Origin of the sequence: Kytococcus sedentarius DSM 20547 (assembly GCF_000023925.1) — a bacterium.
Classification (GTDB): domain Bacteria; phylum Actinomycetota; class Actinomycetes; order Actinomycetales; family Dermatophilaceae; genus Kytococcus; species Kytococcus sedentarius.
The window spans coordinates 2,037,918-2,062,834 of the sequence record NC_013169.1 but is presented as its reverse complement, the minus strand read 5'-3'; the positions used below and the strand labels follow the sequence as shown (position 1 = coordinate 2,062,834).

Below are 24,917 nucleotides of genomic sequence, written 5' to 3'. Positions count from 1 at the left end.
TGGCGGGTCGCTACTGGCCCAGGGAGCGCAGCACGTCGCCAAAGTCCCCGATGTCGCTGCCGCTGGCCCGGCCCAGCGTGCGCCGGGCCTCGGTCAGAGGGTCGTCCGAGACGTTCGCCGCGGCGCTGAGTCCCCGGCCGGAGCCGGGCCCGGCGGTCAGGGCGGCGAGCTCGGAGGCGGCCCGGTCGATGCGGCGGTCCAGGGCGAGGGTGCCGTCGCCGAAGTCCGCGGTCGCGGCGTAGACGCCGGTGGGCACGGTGGCCGCTCCGAGGTAGGAGAACAGCGGCCGCAGGGCGTGCTCGACCACCAGCGAGTGGCGCTCGGAGCCGCCGGTGGCGGCCAGGAGCACGGGGGTCCCTCGCAGGGTGTTGGGGGCCACCAGGTCCACGAAGGACTTGAACAGTCCCGCGTAGGAGGCCTGGAAGGTGGGGGTCACCACGATCACGGCGTCGGCCTCTTGCACGGCGGTCAGCGCCGCCTCGAGGTCGTCGCTGGTGAACCCGGTGAGCAGCGCGTCGGCGATCGCGTGGGCGTGCTCGCGCACCTCCACCACGGTGGTCTCGACCGGACCCGGCAGGGCTTGCTCGCTCGCCTCGGCGAGACGGTCGGCCAGCGTGCGGGTGGATGAGGGGGAGCGCAGCCCTGCGCTCACGACGGCGAGGTGGGTCATCAGTCGGCCTCCAGGGTGTTGTGGTCCTCCGCCCGGGTGCCGGTCCAGCGGTCCGTGGCGGGCGTGGCTGCGGCCTGCGTGCCCCGGCCGGCGGCCAGGGCGGCGGCGTGGGTGGGGGCGTCGGGCACGCCGGGGGCGCGCACCGCATCGAACTCCTTGCGGAGCGTGGGCAGGATCTCCCCGAGCAGGTCCAGCTGCTCGAGCACGACCTTCTGGGGCAGCCCCGCGTGGTCGATGAGGAAGAGCTGGCGCTGGTAGTCGCCCACGTACTCGCGGAAGGACAGGGTGCGCTCGATGACCTCCTGCGGGCTGCCGACGGTCAGCGGCGTGTTGCGCGAGAACTCATCCAGCGAGGGGCCCCCGCCGTACACCGGCGCGTTGTCGAAGTACGGGCGGAACTCGCGCACGGCGTCCTGGCTGTTGCGGCGCATGAAGAACTGGCCGCCCAGGCCGACGATCGCCTGCTCGGGGGTGCCGTGGCCGTAGTGGGCGAAGCGCTGGCGGTAGCGCTCCACCATCTGCTGGGTGTGGTGGGCCGGCCAGAAGATGTGGTTGGCGAAGAACCCGTTGCCGTAGTACGCGGCCTGCTCGGCGATCTCCGGCGAGCGGATGGAGCCGTGCCACACGAAGGGCGGGATGCCGTCCAGCGGGCGCGGGGTGGCCGTGAAGCTGTGCAGCGGCGTGCGGTAGCGGCCCTGCCAGGTGACCTCCTCCTCGCGCCACAGCTTGTGCAGCAGGGCGTAGTTCTCGATGGCGAGGTTCACGCCCTCGCGGATGTCCTTGCCGAACCAGGGGTAGACCGGGCCGGTGTTGCCGCGGCCCAGCATCAGGTCGACGCGGCCGCTGGAGAGGTGCTGCACGTAGGCGTAGTCCTCGGCGAGGCGCACCGGGTCGTTGGTGGTGATGAGGGTGGTCGCGGTGGTGAGCTGCAGGCGCTTGGTCTGCGCGGCGATGGCCGCCATGAGGATCGGCGGGTTGGCCGGCGCGATGAACGGCGGGTTGTGGTGCTCACCGGTGGCGAAGACGTCCAGGCCGATCTCCTCGGCCTTGAGGGCGATCTCCACCGTGTTGCGGATGCGCTCGTTCTCGGTGGGGGTGCGGCCGGCCGTGGGGTCGGTGGTGACGTCCCCAATGGTGAAGATGCCGAACTGCATGACGCTCCTGGCGGGCGGGTGGAGGAAAGGTGACGTGTCAGGTAACAGGTGGGCCGGCCTGACTATTCCCGGCACTTGTGCGCGGGGCGATGAGGCGGTAGACCGGGTGGTGAGGGTGGTGCACCCCGCGCCACCGCAACCAGGAGGACGGCCATGGCAGAGCACACGGTGTATGCAGGTTTCGAGGGCAGGGTGGCACTGGTCACCGGGGGTGGTTCCGGCATCGGGGAGGCGTGCTGCGTCGACCTCGCCCGGCAGGGCTGCAAGGTCGTGGTGGCCGACATCGACCTCGCCGCGGCCACGCGGGTGGCCGAGAGCATCACCTCCACCGGCGGTGAGGCCGCCCCGTTCGAGCAGGACGCCTCCGACCCCGACGCCAACAAGGCAGCGGTGGACTTTGCCGTGGAGACCTTCGGCGGGCTGCACCACGCGGTGAACAACGCCGGTATCGGGGGCACCACGGACCCGGCCGGCGAGCTCGCCCCGGAGGACTGGTTGAAGGTCATCAACGTCAACCTCAACGGCGTGCTCTACGGCATGCGCTACGAGCTGCCCGCCATCGAGGCAGCCGGCGGCGGTTCCATCGTGAACATGGCCTCCATCCACGGCACCGTGGCCACGGGGGTGGGCAACTCGGCCTACACCGCGTCCAAGCACGGCGTGGTGGGGCTCACCAAGCAGGCTGGCGTGGACTACGGGCCGCGTGGTGTGCGGATCAACGCGGTGGGTCCGGCCTACATCGACACCCCGCTGCTCCAGGGCATGGACGACAGCGCCCGCGAGGGCCTGGTGGCGCTCCACCCCATCGGGCGGCTGGGCAAGGCCGAGGAGGTCGCGCACCTGGTGACCTTCCTGCTCTCGGACGACGCGTCCTTCATCACCGGCAGCTACCACCTGGTCGACGGCGGCTACACCTCGCCGTGACCTGACCGTGCAGGGCCCCCGCGGCCACAGCGGCGCGGGGCCCTGCACGTGGGGAATTTGCTAGCCTCCCGTGGGCCCAACCGGCTCCCGGACGAGGGTGGTCGTACCCGGTCACGCGCAAAGACGACCACGAGGAGCGTGTCTGTCATGGCGTGGATCGTGCTCATCCTCTCGGGGATGTTCGAGGCCGTCTGGGCCACCGCCCTGGGGAAGATCGAGGGACCGCAGAGCGTCGGGGCCATCACGGCCTTCGTGCTCGGCAGCGCCGTCTCGCTCGGCGGACTGTGGTGGGCGATGAAGGACCTGCCCACCGGCACCGCCTACGCCGTGTGGGTGGCCGTGGGTGCCTCGACCACCGTGGCCTACGCCGTCGCCACCGGTGAGGAGCCGTTCAGCATCGCCAAGCTGCTGCTCCTGCTGGGCCTTATCGGCTGCGTCATCGGCCTGAAGGTCGTCGACGGCTGAGGCCCGCCGGCCAGTCGACCTCGGCGGCCACCTGGCGCCACTTGTCGGCCAGGGTGTCGATGTTCTCGTGCGCGTTGAGCCCGCTGGGTTGGGGCACCACCCACAAGGGAGCACCGGCGACCCGCCCCTCCTGGCGGCCGAGCTGGGCGTGGCGGTCGCCCCAGGCCGTCCGGAAGGCCGTGATCCCCGCGACCGCCACCACGGGGAGCCGCCCCGTGCCGGCGTGCAGTCCCTGCACCAGGCCCTCCAGGCGGTGGTGCCCCAGACGCAGTTCCTCGGCGCCGAGCTCGTCGGCGCGCACCGAGGCCCGGGCCACCAGGTTGGTGATGCCGATGCCGCGCTCGCGCAGGTGGGCCGCGTCCGCATCGGACAGCCCGTGGGTCACGTCCAGCTGGCGGTCGGTCAGGCCCGCTCGGTGGAGCGACGGCCAGAAGCGGTTGCCCGGGCGGGCGAAGGGGGCGTTGACCGCCGCCGTCCAGAGCCCTGGGTTCACGCCCACGATGAGGAGTCGCACCGCATCGTGCAGCACGTCGTCTACCGTCTCGTTGGCGAACCGGGCCAGCTCGTCACGATGCGGACGGCGCCCGCCCAGGGGGGACGGGCGCCGCGGCACGACGGGAGGATGCACCGGTGTCAGCCCTGCGGGGCCCGGGTGGCGCCGTCGGCCGAGGCCTCGTCGTCCGTGAGCTGCGTGCCGGTGCCGGTGCCGGTGCCGGCTGCTGCGTGGGCCGGCTCGCGCCCGGCGTCCTTGGCCTTCTCGTCGCGACGGTATCCGCTGCCGTGCTTGCCGTGTTCCACCTCGTGGGCGAACGGGCCGAAGGGCAGCACGTGCAGCACCGCCACGATGATCGCGCCCCAGACGAGGCCCAGCGCCATCGCCACCAGGGTGTCGGCGAGCCAGGCCAGCAGGCCACCGATCACGGGGGTGCCCGCGACCATGTCGGCGAGGTGGTGGGCGAGGTCATAGGGGGCGCTCAGGCCGTACTCGTCGATGCCGACCATGATGATGTGGCCACCCACCCAGAGCATGGCCAGCATCCCGACGAAGCCGATGATGTCCAGCACGGTGGGCATGGCCTTGACCATGCCGCGGCCCAGCTTGTGGCCCGCCGAGCCCTCATCGTTCTTCTTGGCCAGGTGCAGGCCCACGTCGTCCATCTTCACGATGAGGGCGACCGCGCCGTAGACCACGACGGTCATGAGCAGCGCCACCACGACCAGGATCAGTCCGCGGCTCAGCAGGGACTGGTCGGTCACCTCGTTGAGGGAGATGACCAGGATCTCGCAGGAGAGCACGAAGTCGGTGGTGATGGCGCTCTTGACCACCTGCTCCTCGTCCTGCTCCGAGCGCTCGTCGGCGGCCTTGCCGTCGTCACCGTGGCCGGAGATCTTCTCCCAGACCTTCTCCGCGCCCTCGAAGCACAGGTAGGTGCCGCCGAGCATCAGCAGGGGCGTCAGGATCCAGGGGGCGAACTGGCTGAGGAGCAGCAGCACCGGCACGATGATCGCCTTGTTCCGCAGCGACCCCTTGGCGATGCGCCAGATCATCGGCAGCTCACGGTTGGGCTCCGCGCCCTCCAGGTACTGCGGGGTCACCGCGGCGTCGTCCACCACCACGCCGGCCGCCTTGGTGCTGGCCTTGGCCGCGCCGGCAGCCACGTCGTCCACGCTGGCCGCGGCCAGGCGCGCCATGGCGGCGATGTCGTCGAGCAGGGCAGCGAGTCCGCCGGCCATGGGGAACCTCCGGGCTGGGGTGGGGTGAGGTGAGGGGGCCGGGACAGCCTAGCGGCAGCAGGCTGGTCGGCATCGTTGGCCGAGGGGCGAGGAGGAGGCGACGCACCCGGGTGGGCTCACCGCATCGGCGTGGTTAGGGTGTGTGGCGTACCCCACGGGAGCTCGGGCACGAGCTGAGAGCGGACTGTTGCCGTCCGGACCGTTCGAACCTGTCCGGTTAGCACCGGCGGAGGAAGCGAGGACGACGATGTCGTGCACCCATGAGACCGACCAGCAGTGCGAGGCCCGCCTCGAGCAGCACCCCGAGAATCACCCCCAGCACCGCCTGGTGACCGTGACCGACGGGGAGGTGACCGTGCCGATGACGGCGATCAGCCAGCACGACTCCCCGGACGGCAGCCCCAACGAGGACTTCGTCGTGTACCGCACGATGGGGCCGGGGTCCGACCCGCAGGTGGGCCTGGAACCGGTGCGGCAGGCGTGGATCGAGGCGCGCGGCGACACCGCGACCCATGCCGGGCGGGAGCGTGACCTCGCCGACGACGGGCGCTCGGCCCTGCGGCGCGGGGAGCCCTCGCAGGCGTGGCGGGGTCGGGTGCAGGAGCCGCGGCGCGCGCAGCCGGGCCGGACGGTGACGCAGCTGCACTACGCCCGCCGGGGCGAGATCACCCCCGAGATGCGGTACGTGGCCCTGCGCGAGGGCTGCGAGGTGGAGCTGGTGCGCTCGGAGGTGGCGGCGGGGCGCGCCATCATTCCGGCGAACGTGAACCACCCCGAGTCCGAGCCGATGGTCATCGGCCGGGCCTTCCTCACCAAGGTGAACGCCAACATCGGCAACTCGGCCGTCACCTCCTCGATCGCCGAGGAGGTGGAGAAGATGTCCTGGGCCACCCGCTGGGGCGCCGACACGGTGATGGATCTCTCCACCGGGGAGGACATCCACACCACGCGGGAGTGGATCCTGCGCAACTCCCCGGTGCCGATCGGCACGGTCCCCATCTACCAGGCCCTGGAGAAGGTCGACGGCGTGGCCGAGGAGCTCACATGGGAGGTCTTCCGCGACACGGTTGTCGAGCAGGCAGAGCAGGGCGTGGACTACATGACCGTGCACGCCGGGGTGCGGCGGCGGCACGTGCCTCTGACGGCCGGGCGTGTGACCGGCATCGTCTCCCGCGGCGGGTCGATCATGGCCGGGTGGTGCATGGCCCACCGCCGCGAGTCGTTCCTGTACGAGCACTTCGACGAGCTGTGTGAGATCTTCGCCGCGCACGACGTCGCCTTCTCGCTGGGCGACGGGCTGCGGCCGGGGTCGCTGGCCGACGCGAACGACGCCGCCCAGCTGGCCGAGCTGCGCACCCTGGGCGAGCTGACGCAGCGGGCCTGGGAGCACGACGTGCAGGTGATGGTGGAGGGCCCCGGCCACGTGCCGCTGCACCTGGTCAAGGAGAACGTGGACCTGGAGCAGGAGTGGTGCCACGGGGCGCCCTTCTACACGCTGGGCCCGCTGGCCACCGACATCGCGCCGGGCTACGACCACATCACCAGTGCCATCGGGGCGGCCCCCATCGCCCAACACGGCACGGCGATGCTCTGCTACGTCACGCCGAAGGAGCACCTGGGCCTGCCGAACCGGGACGACGTGAAGACCGGGGTGATCACCTACAAGATCGCCGCGCACGCCGCGGACGTCGCCAAGGGCCACCCGCGGGCCCGGGACTGGGACGACGCCATGAGTAAGGCGCGCTTCGAGTTCCGTTGGCACGACCAGTTCGCGCTGGCGCTGGACCCGGTGACCGCGCAGGAGTTCCACGACGAGACGCTGCCGGCCGAGCCGGCCAAGAACGCGCAGTTCTGCTCGATGTGCGGGCCGAAGTTCTGCTCGATGCGGATCAGTCGTGACATCAACGAGGCCTACGGCGGGCAGATGGCCGCCGAGGCGGGTGCCGCGGCCGTCGGCGAGCCGGTGTTCGTCGAGTTGAGCACCAGGCCGTGAGCAACACGGCCCTCGCCGCCCGGGATGCGTCCCGGGCGGCGGGCCCGGCGCGCCCGCGTCGGTCGTCGGGGCGACGGCCCCGCCCCGTGGGTGCGCCGCGTTCCCCTGCCCCGGGGCGGGCGGCGCTGCGGGCCGGGGTGTTCGGCAACTTCGTCGACCAGGTGCACATCTTCCTGCCGCTGGTGGCGCTCGCACCGGCGTTGCCCACCATCGCGGGGGAACGGGCGCTCGCGGTGGTGGGCTCCTGGGTGGTCGTGGCCACCCTGCTGGGCCGGCCGGTGGGGGCGATGGTGTTCGGCCCGCTGGCCGACCGGGTGGGGCGGACGGCGACCACGCGGGTGGCCATCCTGGGGACGGCGGCGTGCACGGCGGGCATCGCGGTGGTGCCCTCGCACGCGAGCATCGGGATCGCGTCGGTGGTGGTGATCCTGTTGCTGCGCTTCCTCGGGGGCGTGTTCCTCGCCGGGGAGTACACCGCGGCGATCCCGCTGGCGATGGAGTGGAGCCCACCCCGGCGGCGAGGGCTGGTCTCGGGGTTGATCATGGCGATGGCGCCGTGGGCCCAGGCCGCGATCGCCGGCAGCACGGCCGGGTTGCTGTGGCTGCTGGGCCCGGAGCAGTACGCCCAGTGGGGGTGGCGGGTGGTGTTCGGCGCCGGCGCGGTGGCCTCGCTGGGGGTGTACCTCTACTACGCGCGGAGCCTGGTGGACGAGCCCGGGGCCGCGCGGCGGCGGGAGGTGGCGACCGCGCACGGGGGAGCAGTGGCGGTGGGTGCGGGTGGGCAAGCGGGTGCGGTGGATGGCGGTGGTCGTCCTGCCGTGCGGCGCCCCGGGCTGGTGGAGCTGCTCGTCGGGCGGCACGCGCGGTCCTCTGGCAGGTCTTCGGCCTGATGACCGGGTTGTGGTGCCTCACGAACATGGTGGTCATCGCGATGACCGGACTGCTGGGCACCGAGCTGGGCCTGGGTGCCGGTGAGGTGTCGCTGGTGATGGCGGCCGCGGCCGTGGCGCAGGCCCTCGTAATGTCGGTGACCGGGCACCTGTCGACGCTGGCTGGCCGGCGGGTGTTCTTCGTGGGGGCCGGGCTGGTGACGGCCGTGGCGGCACCGGTCCTGTGGTGGCTGACGCTGGCGGGTGCCGGCGGTGCCGCGGGCGCCTGGGGTGTGGCTGCTGGTGTGGTGGCACTCCAGGTCGTGACCGTGACCGCCTACGGGCCGGTGGGCGCCTACCTGTCGGAGCGCTGGCCGGCAGAGGTGCGGTCCACCGGGTACGGGACGGCGTACTCGCTCTCGATCGTCCTGCCCGCGCTCTGGCCGGTGTGGCTGCCGTGGGTGCAGGGCGTGGTCGGGGAGCGGCCTGCGGAGATGGCGGTCCTGGCGGTCGGTGGGCTGCTGGTGGCCGGGTGCGGGCTGCTCGGCCCGGCGCTCCGACCCCCGGAGCTGCACCGCTCGGTCGAGGAGGTCGCGACCTCCCCCTGAGCGTCAGCCCTGCCCGGGGCGCGGCTCACCCCATCGGGTCCGAGGACGATGCTGGCCGCGCCCCCAGGAGGGAGCGCGGCCAGCGGTCGATGGGCCCGGTGCGGTCGGGGCCGGGCGGGTCAGGCCTGCGCGAACTCGTCGATGATCGTGGTGAAGGTCGTCGACGGGCGCATCACGGCGGCGGTCTTCGCGTCGTCCGGGTGGTAGTAGCCACCGAGGTCGACCGCGTCACCCTGGGCGGAGAGCAGCTCGTCGGCGATCTGCTGCTCCTGGGCGCCCAGCTTCTCGGCCAGGGCGCCGAAGGTCTTCGCCAGTTCGGCGTCCTCCGACTGCGCGGCCAGCTCCCTGGCCCAGTACAGGGCGAGGTAGAAGTGGCTGCCGCGGTTGTCGATCTCGCCGACCTTGCGGCTGGGGGAGCGGCCCTCGTCCAGCAGGGTCTCCGTGGCGCGGCCGAGGGCGTCGGCCAGCACGCGGGCCTTGGGGTTGTCCTCGTGCTCGGCCACGTGGTCCAGGCTCTCGGCCAGGGCCAGGAACTCGCCCAGGGAGTCCCAGCGCAGGTGGTTCTCCTCGACCAGCTGGTCCACGTGCTTCGGGGCGGAGCCACCGGCGCCGGTCTCGAACAGGCCACCGCCGTTCATCAGCGGCACCACCGACAGCATCTTGGCGCTCGTGCCGAGCTCCAGGATGGGGAAGAGGTCGGTGTTGTAGTCACGCAGGACGTTGCCGGTGACGCTGATGGTGTCCTCGCCCTTGCGGATGCGGTCCAGCGAGAACTGGGTCGCCTCCTCGGGGGCCATGATGCGGATGTCGAGGCCCTCGGTGTCGTGCTCGGTGAGGTACTTCTCGACCTTCTTGATGAGCTGCGCGTCGTGGGCGCGCTCGGAGTCCAGCCAGAACACGGCGGGGGTCTCCGAGGCGCGGGCGCGGTTGACGGCCAGCTTCACCCAGTCGCGGATGGGGGCGTCCTTGGTCTGGCAGGCGCGCCAGATGTCACCGGCGGAGACCTTGTGCTGCAGCAGCACCTCGCCGGAGGAGTCGACGACCTGCATGGTGCCGCTGGAGGGCACCTCGAAGGTCTTGTCGTGGGAGCCGTACTCCTCGGCCTTCTGTGCCATCAGCCCGACGTTCGGAACCGAACCCATGGTGGTGGGGTCGAAGGCGCCGTTCTCCTGGCAGTCCTCGATGACGGTCTGGTAGACGCCGGCGTAGGAGCTGTCGGGGATGACGGCGAGGGTGTCCTGCTGCTCGTCGTTCTTGTTCCACATCTGGCCGCTGGTGCGGATCATGGCCGGCATGGAGGCGTCGATGATGACGTCGCTCGGCACGTGGAGGTTGGTGATGCCCTTGCGCGAGTCGACCATCGCCAGGTCGGGGCCGTCGGTGAGGCCCTGGTCGATGCTGGACTGCACCGCATCGGCGGTCTCGGCCGGGAGGTTCTTCAGGCCGGAGAGGATGGCGGCGAGGCCGTCGTTGGGGGAGAGGCCGGCCTCGCGGAGGGCATCGCCGTGCTCGGCGAAGACGGCCGGCAGGAAGGCGCGCACGACGTGGCCGAAGATGATGGGGTCGGAGACCTTCATCATCGTGGCCTTGAGGTGGATGGAGAACAGGAGGTCCTCGGACTGTGCGAGCTCCACCTGCTCCGAGAGGAAGGTGTTGAGGGCCTTGACGTCCAGGAAGGTGGCGTCCACGACCTCGCCGTCGAGGACCGTGATGCCGTCCTTGAGCACGGTGGTCTGGCCGGAGTCGTCGACCAGCTGGATGGTCAGGGTGTCGTCGCCCTTGATGACCACGGACTTCTCGTGGGAGGCGAAGTCGTCCTCGCCCATGGTGGCCACGCGGGTGCGGGAGTCGGCCGACCACTCGCCCATGGAGTGCGGGTGCTTGCGGGCGAAGTTCTTGACGGCCTGGGGGGCGCGGCGGTCGGAGTTGCCCTCGCGCAGCACGGGGTTCACTGCGGAGCCCTTGACGGCGTCGTACGTGGCGCGGACGGCGCGGTCCTCGTCGGTCTGCGGGTCCTCGGGGTAGTCCGGGATGGCGTAACCCTGGCCCTGCAGCTCGGTGATGGCCTCCTTGAGCTGCGGCACGGAGGCGGAGATGTTGGGCAGCTTGATGATGTTCGCCTCGGGCGTCTTGGCGAGGTCACCGAGGTTGCCCAGGGCGTCCTCGACGCGCTGGTCCTCGGAGAGCTGCTCGGGGAACTGCGCCAGGATGCGACCGGCCAGAGAGATGTCACGGGTCTCGACGTCGATGTCGGCCGTGGTGGCGAAGGCCTCCACGATCGGCTTGAGCGAGTAGGTCGCCAGGAGCGGCGCCTCATCGGTGCGGGTCCAACTGATCTTGGCCATCTGGGGTGTTCTCCCTCGTCTCGGATGGGTACCCACGCGTCAGCGCCCTCGCGCTGGGGGGTGGGTGCCGTCTTGCCTCCAGCCTAAGTGGTGGGGGGTGGCTGGTGCGAAGTCGTGGGGTGGTGCGCGGCCTCGTGGGGGTCTCTGGCGTTCGGTCAGGTGGGGGTTGGACGGGGTGAATCGGCCCGGATTCTCTGCCGCTACTGTGCGGGTTCGGGCTCTCGGGTGACGCCTGTGGAGCGTCTCGAACTCTTCCGGGGTGAGCACCCCCCCTGGGCGTGCTCGCGCACGGCTGAGGTGACGCGTCACCCAGCGGGTGCGTATCGTGGGCGCGCAATCCCCCCCGAGACTCTTCTGAGGAGAATCCATGCGCATTGGCGTGATCATCGGCAGCACCCGTCCCGGCCGCAAGGGCGAGAAGGTCGCTACCTGGTTCATGGACCAGGTGACCGCTCACCAGGAGGGCTCGGAGTCGAACGATGTGACCTACGAGCTGGTGGACCTGGCCGAGTTCGACCTCCCGCTGCTGAGCGAGCCCACGGTTCCCGGCGCGGCCAACGGCGAGTACGAGAACCCCGCCACCATCACGTGGGCCGAGAAGATCGCCACGTTCGACGGGTACATCTTCATCACGGCCGAGTACAACCACTCGGTGCCTGCTGCTCTGAAGAACGCCTTCGACGTCCTCTACGTCGAGTGGGTGAAGAAGTCGATCGCCTTCGTCAGCTACGGCGCGCTCTCGGGCGCCCGCGCGGTGGAGCACTGGCGGGGGATCGTGGCCAACGCGAACATGCTGCAGGCCCGCAACCAGGTGTCCCTCCCGCTGTTCGACTCCCTGCAGGAGGACGGTTCCGTCGAGCCGCCGAAGCCCGTGGCCGACGGTGTGCGCGGCATGCTCAAGGAGCTCGAGGACCTCACCCGCCTTGCGCAGCAGCACCGCGGCTGACGGCGGGCCCGGGGCGATCGGGTCGAGCGCCCGCCCGCCCCGCACGGGAGCCGGAGCCCGCACGGGGTGCTCCCACCAGCGGCTGGTGGTCCACCCGTCGCGGGTGGGAGCACCAGCCACGGGCGGGCCACCTGTCACCGCGTCGTCAGGATCTCGCGCTCCCGCCGTGCGCCCAGGAACTCCGGGCGGGGGGCAGGCGCTGCGAAGGGCTCACCGCACTGGTTGTCCGCCGCGGTGAACACGATGAAAACGTTCGACCGGGGCGCGGGGGTGATGTTGCCGTTCGAGGCGTGCATGCAGTTCGAGTCGAACCAGGTGGCTCCACCGGCGGCGCCCGTCAGCACGTCGATGCCGTGGCGCTCGTACATGCGGGTGAGGACGTCCTGATCCGGCGTGCCGGCTCCCTGCATCACCAGCGAGGACTTGTAGTTGTCCTCGGGTGTCTCACCGACGCACGACACGTAGTGGCGGTGCGAGCCCGGCATGATCATCAGCGGGCCGTTGTACGTGTGGTTGTCGGTCAGGGCGATCGAGACGCTGATCGCCCGCGGGGTGGGCATCCCGTCCTCCGCGTGCCAGGTCTCGAAGTCCGAGTGCCACGAGAACTCCTTGCCCGCGAAGCCCGGCTTGAAGTTCACCCGGCTCTGGTGGATGGTCACCGGCCCGCCGAGCACCTGCTCGGCCCGGGCCACCAGTCGCGGGTCGTGGGCCACCGAGCGGAACAACTCGTTCGAGCGGTGCACTTCGAAGACCGTGCGGAGCTGTCCGCTCCCGGCCTCGGTGATGGTGCGCTCGTCGGCCAAGACGTGCTCGTCCCGGGAGAGAACGTCCAACTCCTCGCGCATGCGGTTGATCTCGACAGGGGAGAACAGTTCCGGCACCTGGGCGTAGCCCGCGGTCTCGATGTGGTCGAGCTCGCGTCCGTCGAAGGGGCCGTCATCCGGGCCTCCCACCACGACCGGGTCAGTGCGTTCCAGGACCGCGGGGCGATCGCCCGTACGGGTGGGGTACCGGTCGTGGGGCTCGGCCGTGTCACCCGGCCGGGCGGATGGTGCGATGGGCTTGACACTCGTGGTGGTCACGTTGAACCTCCTCGTGTGCACGCGGTGGTGCGATCCGTGGGTCGTTCCTTTCGGCGGGTGCCGTGGTGGGAGCCGCCCGCGCGGGGCGACTCCCTCCACAGCAGGAATGAGGACCCCATGGGTCCCGTCCAGCTCAGGCCTTGGGCGTGTCCAGGCGGTTGCCCTCAGCGTCCAGCAGGGGGTACACGCCGTTCTCGTCGTGGACCTCGCGTCCGGTCACCGGCGGGTTGAACACGCAGGTGCAGTGGACGTCCTCATCGGCGATGAGGGTGTGCTTGTCCGAGTCGTTCAGCAGGTACATGGTCCCGGGGCGCAGCTCGTGCTCCTCGCCGGTGTCGCGGTTCACCAGCGTGCCGGAACCCTGGTAGACGTACACGCACTCCACGTGGTTGGCGTACCACATGTCCGTGCTCGTGCCGGCCTTCAGGACCGTGACGTGGAAACTGAAGCCGACGCCCTCGTCGGCCAGGAAGAACCGGCGGGAGCGCCAGTTGCCGTGCTCGACGTCGTTCTCGGTGCCGTTCAGCTCGTCCAGGTGCATGACCTTCATGTGTGTCTCCTTCTCTCAGGCTCTGTGTGTCAGTGGTTCGTGGGGTGTGGGGCGGGCCCTCGCTGGGGCCGTTAGGCGCCGACGGCAGCGACGGACTCCGTGAGGATCCGCAGCGCCTCGTCGATCTCCTCGTCGGTGACCGTCAGCGGCGGCAGGAGCTTCACGACCTCGTCGGACGGGCCGGAGGTCTCCACCATCAGGTGGCGCTCGAACGCGGCCGCAGCGATCTTGCCCGCGGCCTCGGGGTCCTCGAAGGCGATGCCGCACATCAGGCCGCGTCCCCGCACCTCGGCAGAACCGGAGGCGTTCGCGGCGATCGTCGCCAGGCCCTCGTGCAGACGCTCGGCCTTGGCGCGCACCTCGGCGCCGAAGGCGTCGTCGGCCCAGTAGTTCTCGATGGCAGCGGCGGCGGTGACGAACGCGGGCGTGAAGCCGCGGAAGGTGCCGTTGTGCTCGCCCGGGGTCCACTGGTCGAGCTCGGGGCGGATCAGCGTGATGGCGAACGGCAGCCCCAGGCCGGACAGCGACTTGCTGAGGCACACCACGTCCGGCGTGATGCCCGCGGGCTCGAACGAGAAGAAGGTGCCGGTGCGGCCACAGCCGGCCTGCACGTCATCGACGATCAGCTTCACGTCGTGCTTGGCGCAGAGGTCGGCCAGCTTCTTCACCCACTCCATCGAGGCGGCGTTCAGCCCGCCCTCACCCTGCACGAGCTCCACGATGGCGCCCGCGGGCAGGTCCTCGGTGCTCGCCGCAGCCCACTGCGCGTCGAGCTGGTCGAGGTCCACCAAGTCGTCGCCATCGGACGGGGTGTGAGAGTCGTACGCCACCTGCTGGGTGTCCGTCAGCGGCACGCCGGCACCGGCGCGCTTCATCTTGTTGGCCGTCACCGACAGCGAGCCCAGGGTCATGCCGTGGAAGCCGTTGGTGAAGGCCACGACCTCGCTGCGGCCCGTCGCCTTGCGCACGGCCTTCAGCGCCGCCTCGACCGTGTTGGTGCCCGTCGGGCCGGGCATGAGGACCTTGTGGTCCATGCCGCGCGGCTCCAGGACGTGGGAGGTCAGCACCTCCAGGAAGTGCCGCTTGGCGGGGGTGTGCATGTCCATCGAGTGGATCACGACGTCCTGCGCCAGGTGGTCCATCATCGCGCCCTTGATGGCGGGGTTGTTGTGCCCGTAGTTCAGGGCGCCGGCGCCGGCGAAGAAGTCGAGGTACTCCTCGCCGGTCTCGGTCTGCTGGTGCGCGCCGCGGGCGGTGGTGAACACCACCGGCCACTGGCGGCAGTAGGAGCGCACGGACGACTCGCGGGCGCCGAAGATGCTGGTGTCGCCGTCGCGGTGCTCGGTGGAGCCGGCGGTCGCAGTGGTCTGGGTCTCGCTCATGGTCAGGTCCTCCTCGAGAGGGGGTTGTTCACGGTGATGGGGTCAGGGGCCCGCCCGGTCAGGCCGGCGTCAGGGGCTCGATGCGGTGCAGCAGCTCCGCGTCGTGCACGTCGTCGGGGGGGAAGTGGTCGCGGGTGATGAACTCGGTGACGGTCTCGGTCGCGCCGCGGCGCTCGGCGAAGCGGGCGAACAGCGCGTTGGAGGCGTCGTTGTCCGTCGTCACCGTGCTCTCCAGGGCGCGGGCGCCGGTGGCGTCCACCACGGCATCGAGCAACCGCCCGGCCAGGCCGCGGCCCCGCTGCGAGGCGTCCACGGCGATCTGCCATACGAAGACGGTGTCCGGGTCCTGCGGGCGCAGGTAGGACATGCAGTAGCCGACGATCTCGCCGTCCACCTCGGCCACGGCGCTGTGGGCGCCGAAGTCCCGCGCCATGAGCAGGTAGGCGTAGGAGGTGTTGACGTCGAGCACCTGGCTGTCCCGGGCGATCCGCCACATGGCGGCGCCGTCGTCCAGGGTTGCCGCGCGGAAGGTGACCGCGGGCTGGGCGTCCGCACCCGTGGGCTGCGCGTCGCTCGTCATGCGCCCACCCCCTGCTCGATGAGGACCTCGGCCACCTGGACAGCGTTCAGGGCCGCACCCTTGCGGAGGTTGTCGCCGGCGACGAAGAGCACCAGGCCCTTGCCGTCGGGCACGGACTGGTCGGCGCGCACGCGGCCCACCAGGACGTCGTCGATGCCGGTCGCCTCGAGCGGGGTGGGTAGGTCGGCCAGCTGCACGCCCGGGGCCTCCTGCAGCAGCGTCCGTGCCTCCTCGGCGTCGATGGCGCGGTCGAACTGGGCGTGCACCGCCAGCGCGTGGCCGGTCATCACCGGAATGCGCACGCAGGTGCCGGAGACCAGCAGGTCGGGCAGCCCCAGGATCTTGCGGGACTCGTTGCGGAGCTTCTGCTCCTCGTCGGTCTCCTCGGAGCCGTCCTCGACGACCGACCCGGCCAGCGGGAGCGCGTTGAACGCGATGGGGGCCGCGTACGCCGAGGGCTCGGGCAGTTCCGCGTCCAGGGCGTGGCCGTCGTGCACCAGGGACTCCAGCGCGCCCTCGCCGGCGCCGGTCGCGGCGCGCACCTGGCCCGCGAGCTCGTCCACGCCGGCCAGGCCGGAGCCGGAGACCGCCTGGTACGTGGCCACCTGCAGACGTGCCAGGCCGGCGGCGTCGTGCAGGGCCTTGAGCACCGGCATCGCGGCCATGGTGGTGCAGTTGGGGTTGGCGATGATGCCCTTGGGGCGCTCGGTGGCGGCCTGCGGGTTCACCTCGCTGACCACCAGCGGCACCTCGGGGTCGCGGCGGAAGGCCGAGGAGTTGTCCACGACCACGGCGCCGGCCTCGGCGAAGCGGGGGGAGTGCTCCTTCGAGGTGCTGCCGCCGGCCGAGAACAGGGCGATGTCGATGCCGCGCAGGTCCTCGGTGGAGGTGGCCGCCACGTCCTCGACGGTGATCTGGTGGGTGGTGCCCTGCCCGTCGGTCCACTCCATGACCTTGCCGGCCGAGCGGGACGAGGCGAACAGGCGCAGCGTGCCGACCGGCACCGAGCGCTCGGTCAGCAGCTTCAGCATCACGGTGCCGACCTGCCCGGTCGCGCCGACGACGGCGATGGTGGGGCGGGGGGAGTTGCTCACGGGGTCCTCCTGGGGAGTCGGGTTCACGGGGTCCGGGCTCATCGACCGGTGCCCGCGTGGACGACCGCCTCGGTGTCGCCGTCCAGGCCGAAGGCCGAGTGGATGGCGCGGGCGGCGTCCTCCACCTGGTGGTCGGCGACGACCACGGAGATGCGGGCCTCGGAGGTGGTGAACATGTTCACCGTGATGCCCGCGTCGGCCAGCGCCCGCATCAGCTGCGCGGGGACCTCCGCGTTCGAGCGCACGCCGTGGCCGCTGACGGAAATCTTGCCGACCCCCTCGTCCACCGAAACGTCGGTGAACTCCAGCTCGTCCTGCATCTCGAGCAGCGCGGTGCGCGCCCGCTCGGCGTCCTCGGTGGGCAGGGCGAACGAGAAGTCCACCAGGCCGTTCTCCCGGGCCGTGTGGGTCTGGCCCAGCACGTCGATGACGGAGACGGCCTGGGAGAGCGCCGCGAAGATCGATGCGGCACGCCCCGGCTTGTCGGGGATGTTCACGACGGTCAGCATCGCCTGGTCACGCGTGTGGGCGACGCCCTGGATGAGCGGCTCTTCCATGGGGTTGTCCTCGGTCTGCTGGGGGTCGGTGGTCTCGTCGGTGCGGGTCGTGGCCCACCCGGCGGGCAGGTCCTCCCGGGAGGCGGCGACCCACGTCCCGGGCTGCTCGGTGAAGCTCGATCGCACGTGCAGGCGCACGCCGTGGCGCTGGGCGAACTCGACGGCGCGCAGGTGCAGGATCTTGGCCCCGTGCGCCGCGAGCTCGGTGGCGTCGGGGTAGGTCAGGAAGTCGATCCGCTGGGCGGTCGGCACCACGCGCGGGTCGGCGGTGAACATGCCGTCCACGTCCGAGTAGATCTCGCACACGTCGGCGTCCAGCGCTGCCGCCAGGGCCACCGCGGTCGTGTCCGAGCCCCCACGGCCCAGGGTCGTGGTGTGCTCGTCGGCGGTCCAGCCCTGGAAGCCGGCGACGATGGCGACGCACCCCTCATCGAGGGAGGAGCGCAGGCGCGAGGGGTTGATCTCGGTGATGCGGGCCGCACCGAAGGAGTCGGTGGTGCGCAGCCCGGCCTGGCGGCCGGTGAAGCTGGTGGCCGGCGCGTCGAACTCGTGCAGGGCCATCGCCAGCAGGGCGCTGGAGATCTGCTCACCGGCGGTCAGGAGCTGGTCGAGCTCGCGCTGCGACGGGCTCGAGGTGATCTCGCGGCTGAGGTCGATCAGGTCGTCGGTCGTGTCGCCCATGGCGGAGACCACGACCACCACCTCGTGTCCCGCATCGCGGGTGGCGGCCACACGGCGCGCCACGCGGCGGATCGAATCGGCATCGGCGACGGAGGACCCGCCATACTTCTGGACGACCAGGGGCATGCACTCTCCGGGGGATCGGTGATGGGCTGTGACGGGGCTCGACCATAACGAAGGGTCATGCACATGTCACGTTCTTGCTTCACCGAGTATCTGTTCGGGGGATTTTGGGCCGTGCGAGGACGGGCGCTACGAGTGCGCCTCGGGTCGGTCGGCGATGGGTCCGGCACCCGCGCCGCACGTGTGCCGGACCCGTGCTGTGCCGCGCGGAGCCGGGCAATAGGCTGGGGGCAGATCTCACCGAGGAGGAGTCATGGGCGACACCAGCCGAGCACGGGCCATTCCCGAGAACGTCGTGGTGGTGGGGGTGGACGGCACCGAACGCGACCGCGAGGTCGTGGGCTGGGCAGCGCGCTCGGCACTGCGGCGCGGTGTGGGGCTCCACGCCATCCACGCGCAGGAGACCATGGCCACCGCCTACGCGCCGGTCGGGTTCGGCATGGACGCGCCCCTGCTCACCCAGCAGGGCGACGAGGTGGACGCCGGCCGGGAGGTCCACGAGCACGTGCTGGACATCCTCGGCGGCTTGGAGGAGGCACCCGAGCTGACCTTCAGCGCCCCGTGGAACACCGGCAGCCAGGCGCTGCTGGAGGCCCAGGACAAGGCGCAGCTGATCGTCGTGGGCACGGCTCGCAAGCACGGCCTGACCCGTTTCCTGCTGGGTTCCACCAGCCTCACGGTGGCCATGCACGCCACCTGCCCCGTGGTCGTCGTGGGCCCCGAGGTGAGCCGCGAGACCCGTGGCCTGCTGCTGGTGGGCGTCGACGGCAGCCGCGACAGCTCCAAGGCCCTGCACTTCGCGATGGACGCCGCCCACAAGTGGGGCCTGCGCGTGCGGGCGGTCACCACCTGGCACATGGCCGTCGTGAACGGGTACGTCGTCACCGAGCCGGACTCCCAGGAGTGGCGCGGCATCGTGGCCGACCTCGAGGGCTCGGTCCAGGAGGTCGTCGCCGAGGTCAAGGCCGCCACCCCGGAGCTGGCCGACGTGGAGGTGGAGGTCCAGGCCGTCCACGGGCGCCCGGTCTCGGCCCTGGTCGAGGGCTCCAAGGAGGCCGACCTGGTGGTCGTGGGCTCGCGGGGCCGCGGCGGTGTCGCCGGCGCCCTGCTGGGCTCGGTGAGCCAAGGGGTCCTGGCCGACGCGCACTGCCCGGTGGCCATCCTCACGCACTGAGCGGACCCGTCCGGCGCCGGCCCACCCGGCACCCCGTCAGCGGCGGGCGGCGGCGTGGGCCTCGGCCTGGTCGGCGAACCAGTGCGCCAGCGGCGTCCACGCGGCACGGAGCTGGCCCTCCGCGACGGCCACGCGGCCGGCGGCCTCGGCGACGTCGATGCCGTCCTGGCGGGCCTGCTCGGCGCTCGGCTTGTCGATCGTCCAGGAGTTGAAGATGCGGGGCCCGGCCTCGGGGTGGCCCTGGATCCCGAGGCCGTGGCGGCCGAAGCGAGCGGCCTGGAGGGACCCGTCCGGGTTGTGGGCCAGCACGGTCGCGTTGTCCGGCAGGTCGACCACCACGTCGTTGTTCCACATCACCAGGGGTGCGCCGTCGCGCGGTGCCAGCACCGGGTCGGACCCGCCCGCGGGCGTCAGGGCCACCGGTGCCAGCCCGGTGGCGTGGCCGTTGGGGTTCACCGCCACCCGCCCGCCGTGGGCCACCGCCATCAGCTGGTGCCCCAGGCAGGTGCCGAGCTGCGGGACGGCAGCCGCCTCGGCCCGGCGGATCAGCTCCTTGGTGGGGGTCAGCCAGGCGAAGCGGTCGTCGTCGTGCGCGCCCATCTCGCCGCCGAGGACGAGCAGCCCGTCGCAGGCCTCCAGGCGCTCGGCGATATCGGCAGGCCAGTGCTCCCAGGCGCGCACGAGGTCGATCTCCACCCCGCGGTCCTCCCACACCTCCCCGAGCAGGCCGGCGGGGCAGTTCTCCTCTTGCTGGATGACCAGGATGCGGGGGGTCGCGGACGACATGGTCGCTCCTTCGACGGTGGCGGGATGATGCGGGGTGCGTGGGCCGGGGGCGCCCGGCGCGCAGGGTGCCGGGCCCACGGGGTGCCCGGTGCACGGTGGACGGGGCACCAGGTGCCCGGGGGTGCCTCGGCTCGGGTGCTCTGGCGGCAGCGCGGCCCGGGTCAGAGGGCCGAGCCGACAGCGTAGGTCAACGCCATCGCCAGGGCGCCACCCAGGCAGTTGCGCACCACGGCGACTCCCGGCGGCGCGTCCGAGAGCCTCGCGCTGGAGTACCCGGTCACGGCCAGGGCCACCAGCACCGAGACCGCCGTGATGGCCACCCGGGAGGCCTCGGGGGAGAGGACGATCGCCAGCAGCGGCAGCACGGCCCCGAGCGCGAACGCGATCATCGAGGCGATCGCCGCGCTCCACGGGTTCACCTCCTCGCCGGGGGTGACGCCGAACTCCAGCTCGCTGTGCACCTGGAGGGCGGCCTCCTCATCGAGCTGGTCGGCCACCTGGTGCGCCAGCGGCTCTGAGATCCCGCGCTCCTGCAGCATCTCGACCAGCTCGCGCCGCTCGAAGTCGGGCATCTCCGCCAGGTGGCGCCGCTCGTCGCGGACCAGCTGGCGCTCAGCATCACGCTGGCTGGAGACCGAGACGTACTCGCCGGCCGCCATGCTCAGCGACCCTGCCACCAGACCGGCCAGCCCGGTGATGAACAGGACCCGCGAGTCCGCCGTGGCACCGGCCACGCCGACCACGAGGCCGGCCGTGGACACGATGCCGTCGTTCGCGCCGAGCACGGCGGCGCGCAGCCAGTTCAGCCGGTCGCCCGTCCGGTGGACGTCACCGTTCGGGTGCACACGGGGCGTCGCCATGCCTGCACGTCCTCCTTCGGGCCGACGGCCCCGTTCAGACCACCAGCGGGCGGTCGTCGTTCTGAATGGCGGTGTCCTCGGCCGAGTGCGCGTCCGGACCGGCCTCCACCTCGATGGCGTGCGGCTGGATCTCCCCGTGGAAGATCTGCTCCACGTAGTGGCAGGCCACCCGGTGGGTGCTGGTCACGCCTGGCAGGTCCACGGTCCGCAGCTCCGGCCGCTCGGTGGAGCAGCGCTCCTCCTGCACGAACGGGCAGCGCGTCCGGAACCGGCACCCGCTCGGCGGGTTCGCCGGCGAGGGGAGGTCGCCCTGCAGCAGGATCTGCTCGCGGGAGTCCTCCACCACCGGGTCCGGGACCGGAACAGCCGACATCAGCGCCCGCGTGTACGGGTGCAGCGGAGCAGTATAGAGCTCCTCCGCATCGGCCTCCTCGACCAGCCCGCCCAGGTACATCACGCCCACCGTGTCGGAGATGTGCCGCACCACGGCCAGGTCGTGCGCGATCACCAGGTAGGTGAGGTCGTACTGCTTCTGCACCTTGCGCAGCAGGTTGATGACCTGGGCCTGCACCGAGACGTCCAGCGCGGAGACCGGCTCGTCGGCCACGATCAGCTCGGGGTCCAGAGCCAGCGCCCGGGCGATGCCGATGCGCTGCCGCTGGCCGCCGGAGAACTCGTGCGGGTACTTGCCCAGCGCGCTCGCCGGCAGGCCCACCTCGTGGAGCAGCTCCTTCAGCCGACGCCGGGCACCCTTCTTGTCCGTGGTCATGTTGTGGGCCGACATGCCCTCGTACAGCAGCGACTCCACCGTCTGCCGCGGGTCCAGGGAGCCCATCGGGTCCTGGAAGACCATCTGCATGTGGCGACGCTGCTTGCGCAGGGCCTCGCCCTTGAACTCGGTGAGGTCCTTGCCGTCGAAGTGCACGGTCCCCTCGGTGATCGGCTCCAGCTGCAGCAGCGCGCGCCCGAAGGTCGACTTGCCACAGCCGGACTCACCGACCAGCCCGTAGGTCTCGCCGCGACGGATGGTCATGCTCATGCCGTCCACAGCCTTCACGTGGCCCACGGTGCGGTCGAAGATGATGCCGCGCTTGATGGGGAAGTGGACCTTCAGGTCGCGCACCTCCACCAGCACGTCACCACGCCCGGCCTCACCGACGCGACGGCCCGATGCGGGGGCCTCGCCGGGGCCGTCGCCGGCCACCGGGGCGTCCTGGCCGGCCGCCACGGGGCCGGGGTAGTCGTCGATATTCGTGCTCATCGCGCCTCCTGGACGGGGTTGTGGCAGCGCAGCTGGCGGTCGTCGGAGACCACGTCGTCGCCCACCAGCTCGGGGCTCACCCGGGTGCACACCTCGATCGGCTGGGAGCAGCGCGGGGCGAAGGCGCACGCACTGGTCCACGGCAGGTTGTCCACCACGGAGCCGGGGATGGGGGTGAGCTCGGCGTTGCGGTCGCCGCCCAGGCTGGGGATGGATCCCAGCAGGCCGGTGGTGTACGGGTGCCGCGGGTGCGCGAACAGCGGGTGGCGCTCGCCGCGCTCGACGATGCGGCCGCCGTACAGGACGTTGACCTCGTCGCACAGCCCGGCCACGACGCCGAGGTCGTGCGTGATCATGATCAGCGCCGTGTTCGACTCACGGACCAGGTCCTTGAGCAGCTGCAGGATCTGCGCCTGGATGGTCACGTCGAGCGCGGTGGTGGGCTCGTCGGCGATGAGCAGCCGCGGCTCGCAGGCCAGGGCCATGGCGATCAGCGCGCGCTGGCGCATGCCGCCGGACAACTGGTGCGGGTACTCCTTGAGCCGGCGCTCCGGGTCGGGGATGCCCACCTTGTCGAGCATCTCCTTGGCCCGGCTCATGGCCTCCTTGCGCTTCAGGCCCTTGTGGCGCTCCAGCACCTCACTGACCTGCAGGCCGATGGGGACCACCGGGTTCAGCGAGCTGAGCGGGTCCTGGAAGATCATGCCCAGGTCCCGACCGCGGCGGCTGCGCATCTCCTCGGGACGCAGGCGGAGCAGGTCGGTGCCCTCGAAGAGCACCTCGCCGGACACGCGCGACCCGCGCTTCGGCAGCAAGCCCATGATGGCCAGCGAGGTCACGGACTTGCCGCACCCGGACTCGCCGACCAGGCCCAGGGTCTGGCCGGGGTGGACGTCGAAGGAGACACCGTCGACGGCCTGGAAGGGCTCGGTCCCACGGCGGGTGAACTGGATGGACAGGTCGCGCACGGAGAGCAGGGGCTCCCCGGAGCGCACCCGTTCGGCGTTGGCGGACAGGGTGGTGCTGGACGCGGCAGACGCTGCGGTGCTCATGCGCGTCACCTCCGGCTCTTCGGGTCGAGGGCCTCCCGGAGCGCCTCGCCCATCAGCGTGAACCCGAGGGCCACGACGATGATGCAGAGGGCCGGATAGATGGCCAGGTGCGGGTAGGAGTCGATGTAGTTCTGGGCGGAGCCCAGCATCTGGCCCCACTCGGGCTTGCGGGTGTCGGCGCTGCCGACGCCCAGGAAGCTCAGGGCGGCGGCATCGATGATGGCCGTGGCCACCACCAGCGTCGACTGGACGATGACTGGACCCATGGCGTTGGGCAGCATGTGGCGGAACACGATGGGGCCGAACTTCACGCCGGCGGAGCGCGCGGCCAGGATGTGGTCGCTCTCGCGTTGGGCCAGCATCGACCCGCGCAGCAGGCGGGCGAAGATCGGCACCTGCACGATCGCGATGGCCACGATGACCGTTTCCAGGGTGGGCTCGGAGAACAGCGCGGCGATGGAGAAGGCCATCAGCAGCGACGGGATGGAGAGCATCACGTCGACGACGCGCATCACCACGGCGTCCACCCAACCCCCGAGGGCGCCGGCGAGGGTGCCCAGGACCAGGCCGCCGACGAAGCCGCCGAGGGTGGCGAGCACGCCGACCATGAGGGTCTGCTGGCTGCCGACGATGAGCCGGCTGAGCAGGTCACGCCCTCGGTCGTCGCCGCCTAGCGGGAAGCCGGGCTTGCCCTCGGGGATGGGGGTGGAGGGGGTCACGTCTCCGAGGAGAAGACGTTCGGTCGCGTCGTGGGGTGCGATCCAAGGGGCCGTAATCGCCAGGATGACGAAGACCACGACGATCGTCAGGCCGATGAGGAAGGCGACGTTCGTGCGCAGGCGCTTCCAGGCGCCCATCCAGAGGGATTCACCCTTGCCCTCGTCGACGGCTCCGGCCTCGTCGACCGCCTGGTCGATGAGCACGCTGGGATTCGGTTGGGTCATGGCACTCACCTCGTCCGGACGCGCGGGTCGATGACCGCGTAGAGGATGTCGACGATCAGGTTGACGACCACGTAGACACCGGCCGCCACCATGATCAGCAGCTGCAGCATCGGGTAGTCGCGCTGGGTGAAGGAGACGGCCAGGGCATTGCCCAGACCGGCGATCGAGAAGACCTTCTCGGTCAGCACGGCGCCGGCGAGCAGCGCACCCACCTGGAGGCCGATGATGGTGACCACCGGGATCATGGCGTTGCGCATCACGTGGCGCCCGCGGATCACGCGGCTGGCCAGCCCCTTGGACTGGGCGGTGCGCACGTAGTCCTCGTCGAGCACCTCCAACACCGAGGCGCGGGTGATGCGGAAGATCACCGCGAACGGGATCGAGGCGAGCGCCAGTGCCGGCAGGATCAGGTGCTTGAAGGCATCCCAGGCGGCGTCCCACTCCCGCGTCATCAGGCCGTCGAGGATGAAGAAGTTCGTGATGTGCGTCGCGTCCAGCCCGGGGTCCTGGCGGCCGGAGACCGGGAGCCAGCCCAGCTCGACGGCGAACAACCAGCGCAGCATGTACGCGAGGAAGAAGACGGGCACGGCCACGCCCACCAGCGAGCTGACGACCGACAGGTTGTCGAAGATGCCGCCGTGGCGGCGCGCGGCCAAGTAGCCCAGGGGGATGCCCGCCGCGGTGGCCAACAGGATGGCGAGGACGGACAGCTCGATGGTGGCCGGTGCGCGCTCGATGAGGATGTCGGTCACCGGAGTGCCGGGCAGCAGGGCCGTGGAGACCCCGAAGTCTCCGGAGAGGCAGCGCTGCACGAAGGCGACGTACTGCATCGGCAGCGGTTGGTCGAGGCCGAGTTGGGCCTCGAGCGCCGCCCGTGCCTCGGGGGTGCCGCGGTCGCCCAGCAGGGCACCGACCGCCCCGCCGGGCAGGGAGCGGAGCCAAAAGAAGAGCAGCAGGCTCAACACGAGCAGGACGAGCACCATCTGCAGCAGACGGCGCGCGATGAAGCGGATCAAGGGCGCACTCCTGTCGGGTGGTCCGGGGAGGAGGGGGTGGTCCTCGGATGGGGTGGTCAGGGCTCAG

Annotated in this window: 24 protein-coding genes and 2 riboswitches; of the genes, 7 read left to right on the top strand and 17 right to left on the bottom strand. The window is 71.2% G+C overall.

Annotated features, from left to right (window positions below; genetic code table 11):
* Positions 1-10: 10 nt before the first annotated feature.
* Both KSED_RS09685 and KSED_RS09680 read right to left on the bottom strand, forming a co-directional pair.
* A complete protein-coding gene (locus KSED_RS09685) occupies positions 11-670 on the bottom strand; it encodes an FMN reductase (RefSeq protein ID WP_015779916.1) in 660 nt (219 codons plus the stop codon).
* On the bottom strand, positions 670-1,824 hold the full coding sequence (locus tag KSED_RS09680; RefSeq protein ID WP_015779915.1) for an LLM class flavin-dependent oxidoreductase: 1,155 nt from the start codon (positions 1,822-1,824) through the stop codon (positions 670-672). Before KSED_RS09680 ends, KSED_RS09685 begins: the two co-directional genes overlap by 1 nt.
* A 153-nt stretch (positions 1,825-1,977) precedes the next feature.
* On the opposite strand from KSED_RS09680, the gene KSED_RS09675 reads away from it, so the two are divergent.
* Together KSED_RS09675 and KSED_RS09670 are read left to right on the top strand one after the other, a co-directional pair.
* Positions 1,978-2,748: an SDR family NAD(P)-dependent oxidoreductase gene (locus tag KSED_RS09675; RefSeq protein ID WP_015779914.1), complete on the top strand. Its 771-nt coding sequence runs from the start codon at positions 1,978-1,980 to the stop codon at positions 2,746-2,748.
* A gap of 67 nt (positions 2,749-2,815) precedes the next feature.
* Positions 2,816-2,881: riboswitch (guanidine-III (ykkC-III) riboswitch) on the top strand.
* Between the two features lie 14 nt (positions 2,882-2,895).
* A complete protein-coding gene (locus KSED_RS09670; protein WP_015779913.1) occupies positions 2,896-3,213 on the top strand; it encodes a DMT family transporter in 318 nt (105 codons plus the stop codon).
* Here KSED_RS09670 and KSED_RS09665 read toward each other — a convergent pair.
* Together KSED_RS09665 and KSED_RS09660 are read right to left on the bottom strand one after the other, a co-directional pair.
* Positions 3,185-3,826, bottom strand: coding sequence for a mismatch-specific DNA-glycosylase (locus KSED_RS09665; RefSeq protein WP_041290924.1), 642 nt, complete (start codon positions 3,824-3,826; stop codon positions 3,185-3,187). The genes KSED_RS09670 and KSED_RS09665 overlap by 29 nt on opposite strands.
* Before the next feature lie 20 nt (positions 3,827-3,846).
* Positions 3,847-4,947: a DUF808 domain-containing protein gene (locus KSED_RS09660; protein ID WP_015779911.1), complete on the bottom strand. Its 1,101-nt coding sequence runs from the start codon at positions 4,945-4,947 to the stop codon at positions 3,847-3,849.
* Between the two features lie 144 nt (positions 4,948-5,091).
* A riboswitch (TPP riboswitch) is annotated at positions 5,092-5,201 on the top strand.
* Here KSED_RS09660 and thiC point away from each other — a divergent pair.
* From thiC to KSED_RS15380, 3 genes are all read left to right on the top strand, one after another.
* Positions 5,195-6,940, top strand: coding sequence for a phosphomethylpyrimidine synthase ThiC (thiC, locus tag KSED_RS09655; RefSeq protein ID WP_049758523.1), 1,746 nt, complete (start codon positions 5,195-5,197; stop codon positions 6,938-6,940). Its footprint overlaps the riboswitch before it by 7 nt.
* A complete protein-coding gene (locus KSED_RS15385; protein ID WP_237699524.1) occupies positions 6,937-7,830 on the top strand; it encodes an MFS transporter in 894 nt (297 codons plus the stop codon). The genes thiC and KSED_RS15385 overlap by 4 nt, the downstream gene beginning before the upstream one ends.
* Positions 7,830-8,417 (top strand): MFS transporter, encoded by a 588-nt coding sequence (locus KSED_RS15380; protein ID WP_081439826.1) that lies wholly within the window; start codon positions 7,830-7,832, stop codon positions 8,415-8,417. Before KSED_RS15385 ends, KSED_RS15380 begins: the two co-directional genes overlap by 1 nt.
* Before the next feature lie 119 nt (positions 8,418-8,536).
* Here the strand turns inward: KSED_RS15380 and KSED_RS09645 are convergent, their stop codons facing one another.
* Positions 8,537-10,762 carry an NADP-dependent isocitrate dehydrogenase gene (locus tag KSED_RS09645; RefSeq protein WP_015779909.1) on the bottom strand — a complete coding sequence of 742 codons (2,226 nt, stop codon included), beginning with the start codon at positions 10,760-10,762 and terminating at the stop codon, positions 8,537-8,539.
* Between the two features lie 367 nt (positions 10,763-11,129).
* Between KSED_RS09645 and KSED_RS09640 the strand changes: the two genes are divergently transcribed.
* Positions 11,130-11,708 (top strand): NADPH-dependent FMN reductase, encoded by a 579-nt coding sequence (locus tag KSED_RS09640; RefSeq protein ID WP_015779908.1) that lies wholly within the window; start codon positions 11,130-11,132, stop codon positions 11,706-11,708.
* A 134-nt stretch (positions 11,709-11,842) separates the two neighbouring features.
* Here the strand turns inward: KSED_RS09640 and thpD are convergent, their stop codons facing one another.
* The 6 genes from thpD to KSED_RS09610 all read right to left on the bottom strand — a co-directional run bounded on the left by thpD (position 11,843) and on the right by KSED_RS09610 (position 17,760).
* The gene (gene thpD / locus KSED_RS09635; protein ID WP_015779907.1) at positions 11,843-12,790 is read right to left on the bottom strand and encodes an ectoine hydroxylase; all 948 of its coding nucleotides are present in this window, start codon (positions 12,788-12,790) and stop codon (positions 11,843-11,845) included.
* Between the two features lie 133 nt (positions 12,791-12,923).
* Positions 12,924-13,340, bottom strand: a complete 417-nt coding sequence (locus tag KSED_RS09630) for an ectoine synthase (RefSeq protein ID WP_015779906.1) — start codon at positions 13,338-13,340, stop codon at positions 12,924-12,926.
* 71 nt (positions 13,341-13,411) lie between these two features.
* The gene (gene ectB / locus KSED_RS09625) at positions 13,412-14,722 is read right to left on the bottom strand and encodes a diaminobutyrate--2-oxoglutarate transaminase (RefSeq protein ID WP_015779905.1); all 1,311 of its coding nucleotides are present in this window, start codon (positions 14,720-14,722) and stop codon (positions 13,412-13,414) included.
* A gap of 58 nt (positions 14,723-14,780) precedes the next feature.
* Positions 14,781-15,302, bottom strand: coding sequence for a diaminobutyrate acetyltransferase (gene ectA, locus KSED_RS09620; protein WP_015779904.1), 522 nt, complete (start codon positions 15,300-15,302; stop codon positions 14,781-14,783).
* Positions 15,299-16,396, bottom strand: coding sequence for an aspartate-semialdehyde dehydrogenase (locus KSED_RS09615; protein ID WP_015779903.1), 1,098 nt, complete (start codon positions 16,394-16,396; stop codon positions 15,299-15,301). The genes ectA and KSED_RS09615 overlap by 4 nt, the downstream gene beginning before the upstream one ends.
* A gap of 38 nt (positions 16,397-16,434) precedes the next feature.
* Entirely contained in the window at positions 16,435-17,760 is a 1,326-nt protein-coding gene (locus KSED_RS09610) for an aspartate kinase (protein WP_015779902.1), read from the bottom strand.
* Between the two features lie 250 nt (positions 17,761-18,010).
* On the opposite strand from KSED_RS09610, the gene KSED_RS09605 reads away from it, so the two are divergent.
* Positions 18,011-18,931, top strand: a complete 921-nt coding sequence (locus tag KSED_RS09605; RefSeq protein WP_015779901.1) for a universal stress protein — start codon at positions 18,011-18,013, stop codon at positions 18,929-18,931.
* A 36-nt stretch (positions 18,932-18,967) separates the two neighbouring features.
* Here the strand turns inward: KSED_RS09605 and KSED_RS09600 are convergent, their stop codons facing one another.
* The 6 genes from KSED_RS09600 to KSED_RS09575 all read right to left on the bottom strand — a co-directional run bounded on the left by KSED_RS09600 (position 18,968) and on the right by KSED_RS09575 (position 24,850).
* Complete coding sequence (locus KSED_RS09600) at positions 18,968-19,717, bottom strand: type 1 glutamine amidotransferase (protein WP_015779900.1); 750 nt, start codon at positions 19,715-19,717, stop codon at positions 18,968-18,970.
* A 161-nt stretch (positions 19,718-19,878) separates the two neighbouring features.
* On the bottom strand, positions 19,879-20,577 hold the full coding sequence (locus KSED_RS09595; RefSeq protein ID WP_015779899.1) for a VIT1/CCC1 transporter family protein: 699 nt from the start codon (positions 20,575-20,577) through the stop codon (positions 19,879-19,881).
* 34 nt (positions 20,578-20,611) lie between these two features.
* Entirely contained in the window at positions 20,612-21,838 is a 1,227-nt protein-coding gene (locus tag KSED_RS09590; protein ID WP_081439824.1) for an ABC transporter ATP-binding protein, read from the bottom strand.
* Complete coding sequence (locus KSED_RS09585) at positions 21,835-22,890, bottom strand: ABC transporter ATP-binding protein (protein ID WP_081439823.1); 1,056 nt, start codon at positions 22,888-22,890, stop codon at positions 21,835-21,837. Before KSED_RS09585 ends, KSED_RS09590 begins: the two co-directional genes overlap by 4 nt.
* Before the next feature lie 5 nt (positions 22,891-22,895).
* The gene (locus KSED_RS09580; protein ID WP_015779896.1) at positions 22,896-23,834 is read right to left on the bottom strand and encodes an ABC transporter permease; all 939 of its coding nucleotides are present in this window, start codon (positions 23,832-23,834) and stop codon (positions 22,896-22,898) included.
* Between the two features lie 5 nt (positions 23,835-23,839).
* Positions 23,840-24,850 (bottom strand): ABC transporter permease, encoded by a 1,011-nt coding sequence (locus KSED_RS09575; protein WP_015779895.1) that lies wholly within the window; start codon positions 24,848-24,850, stop codon positions 23,840-23,842.
* Positions 24,851-24,917: the final 67 nt, after the last annotated feature.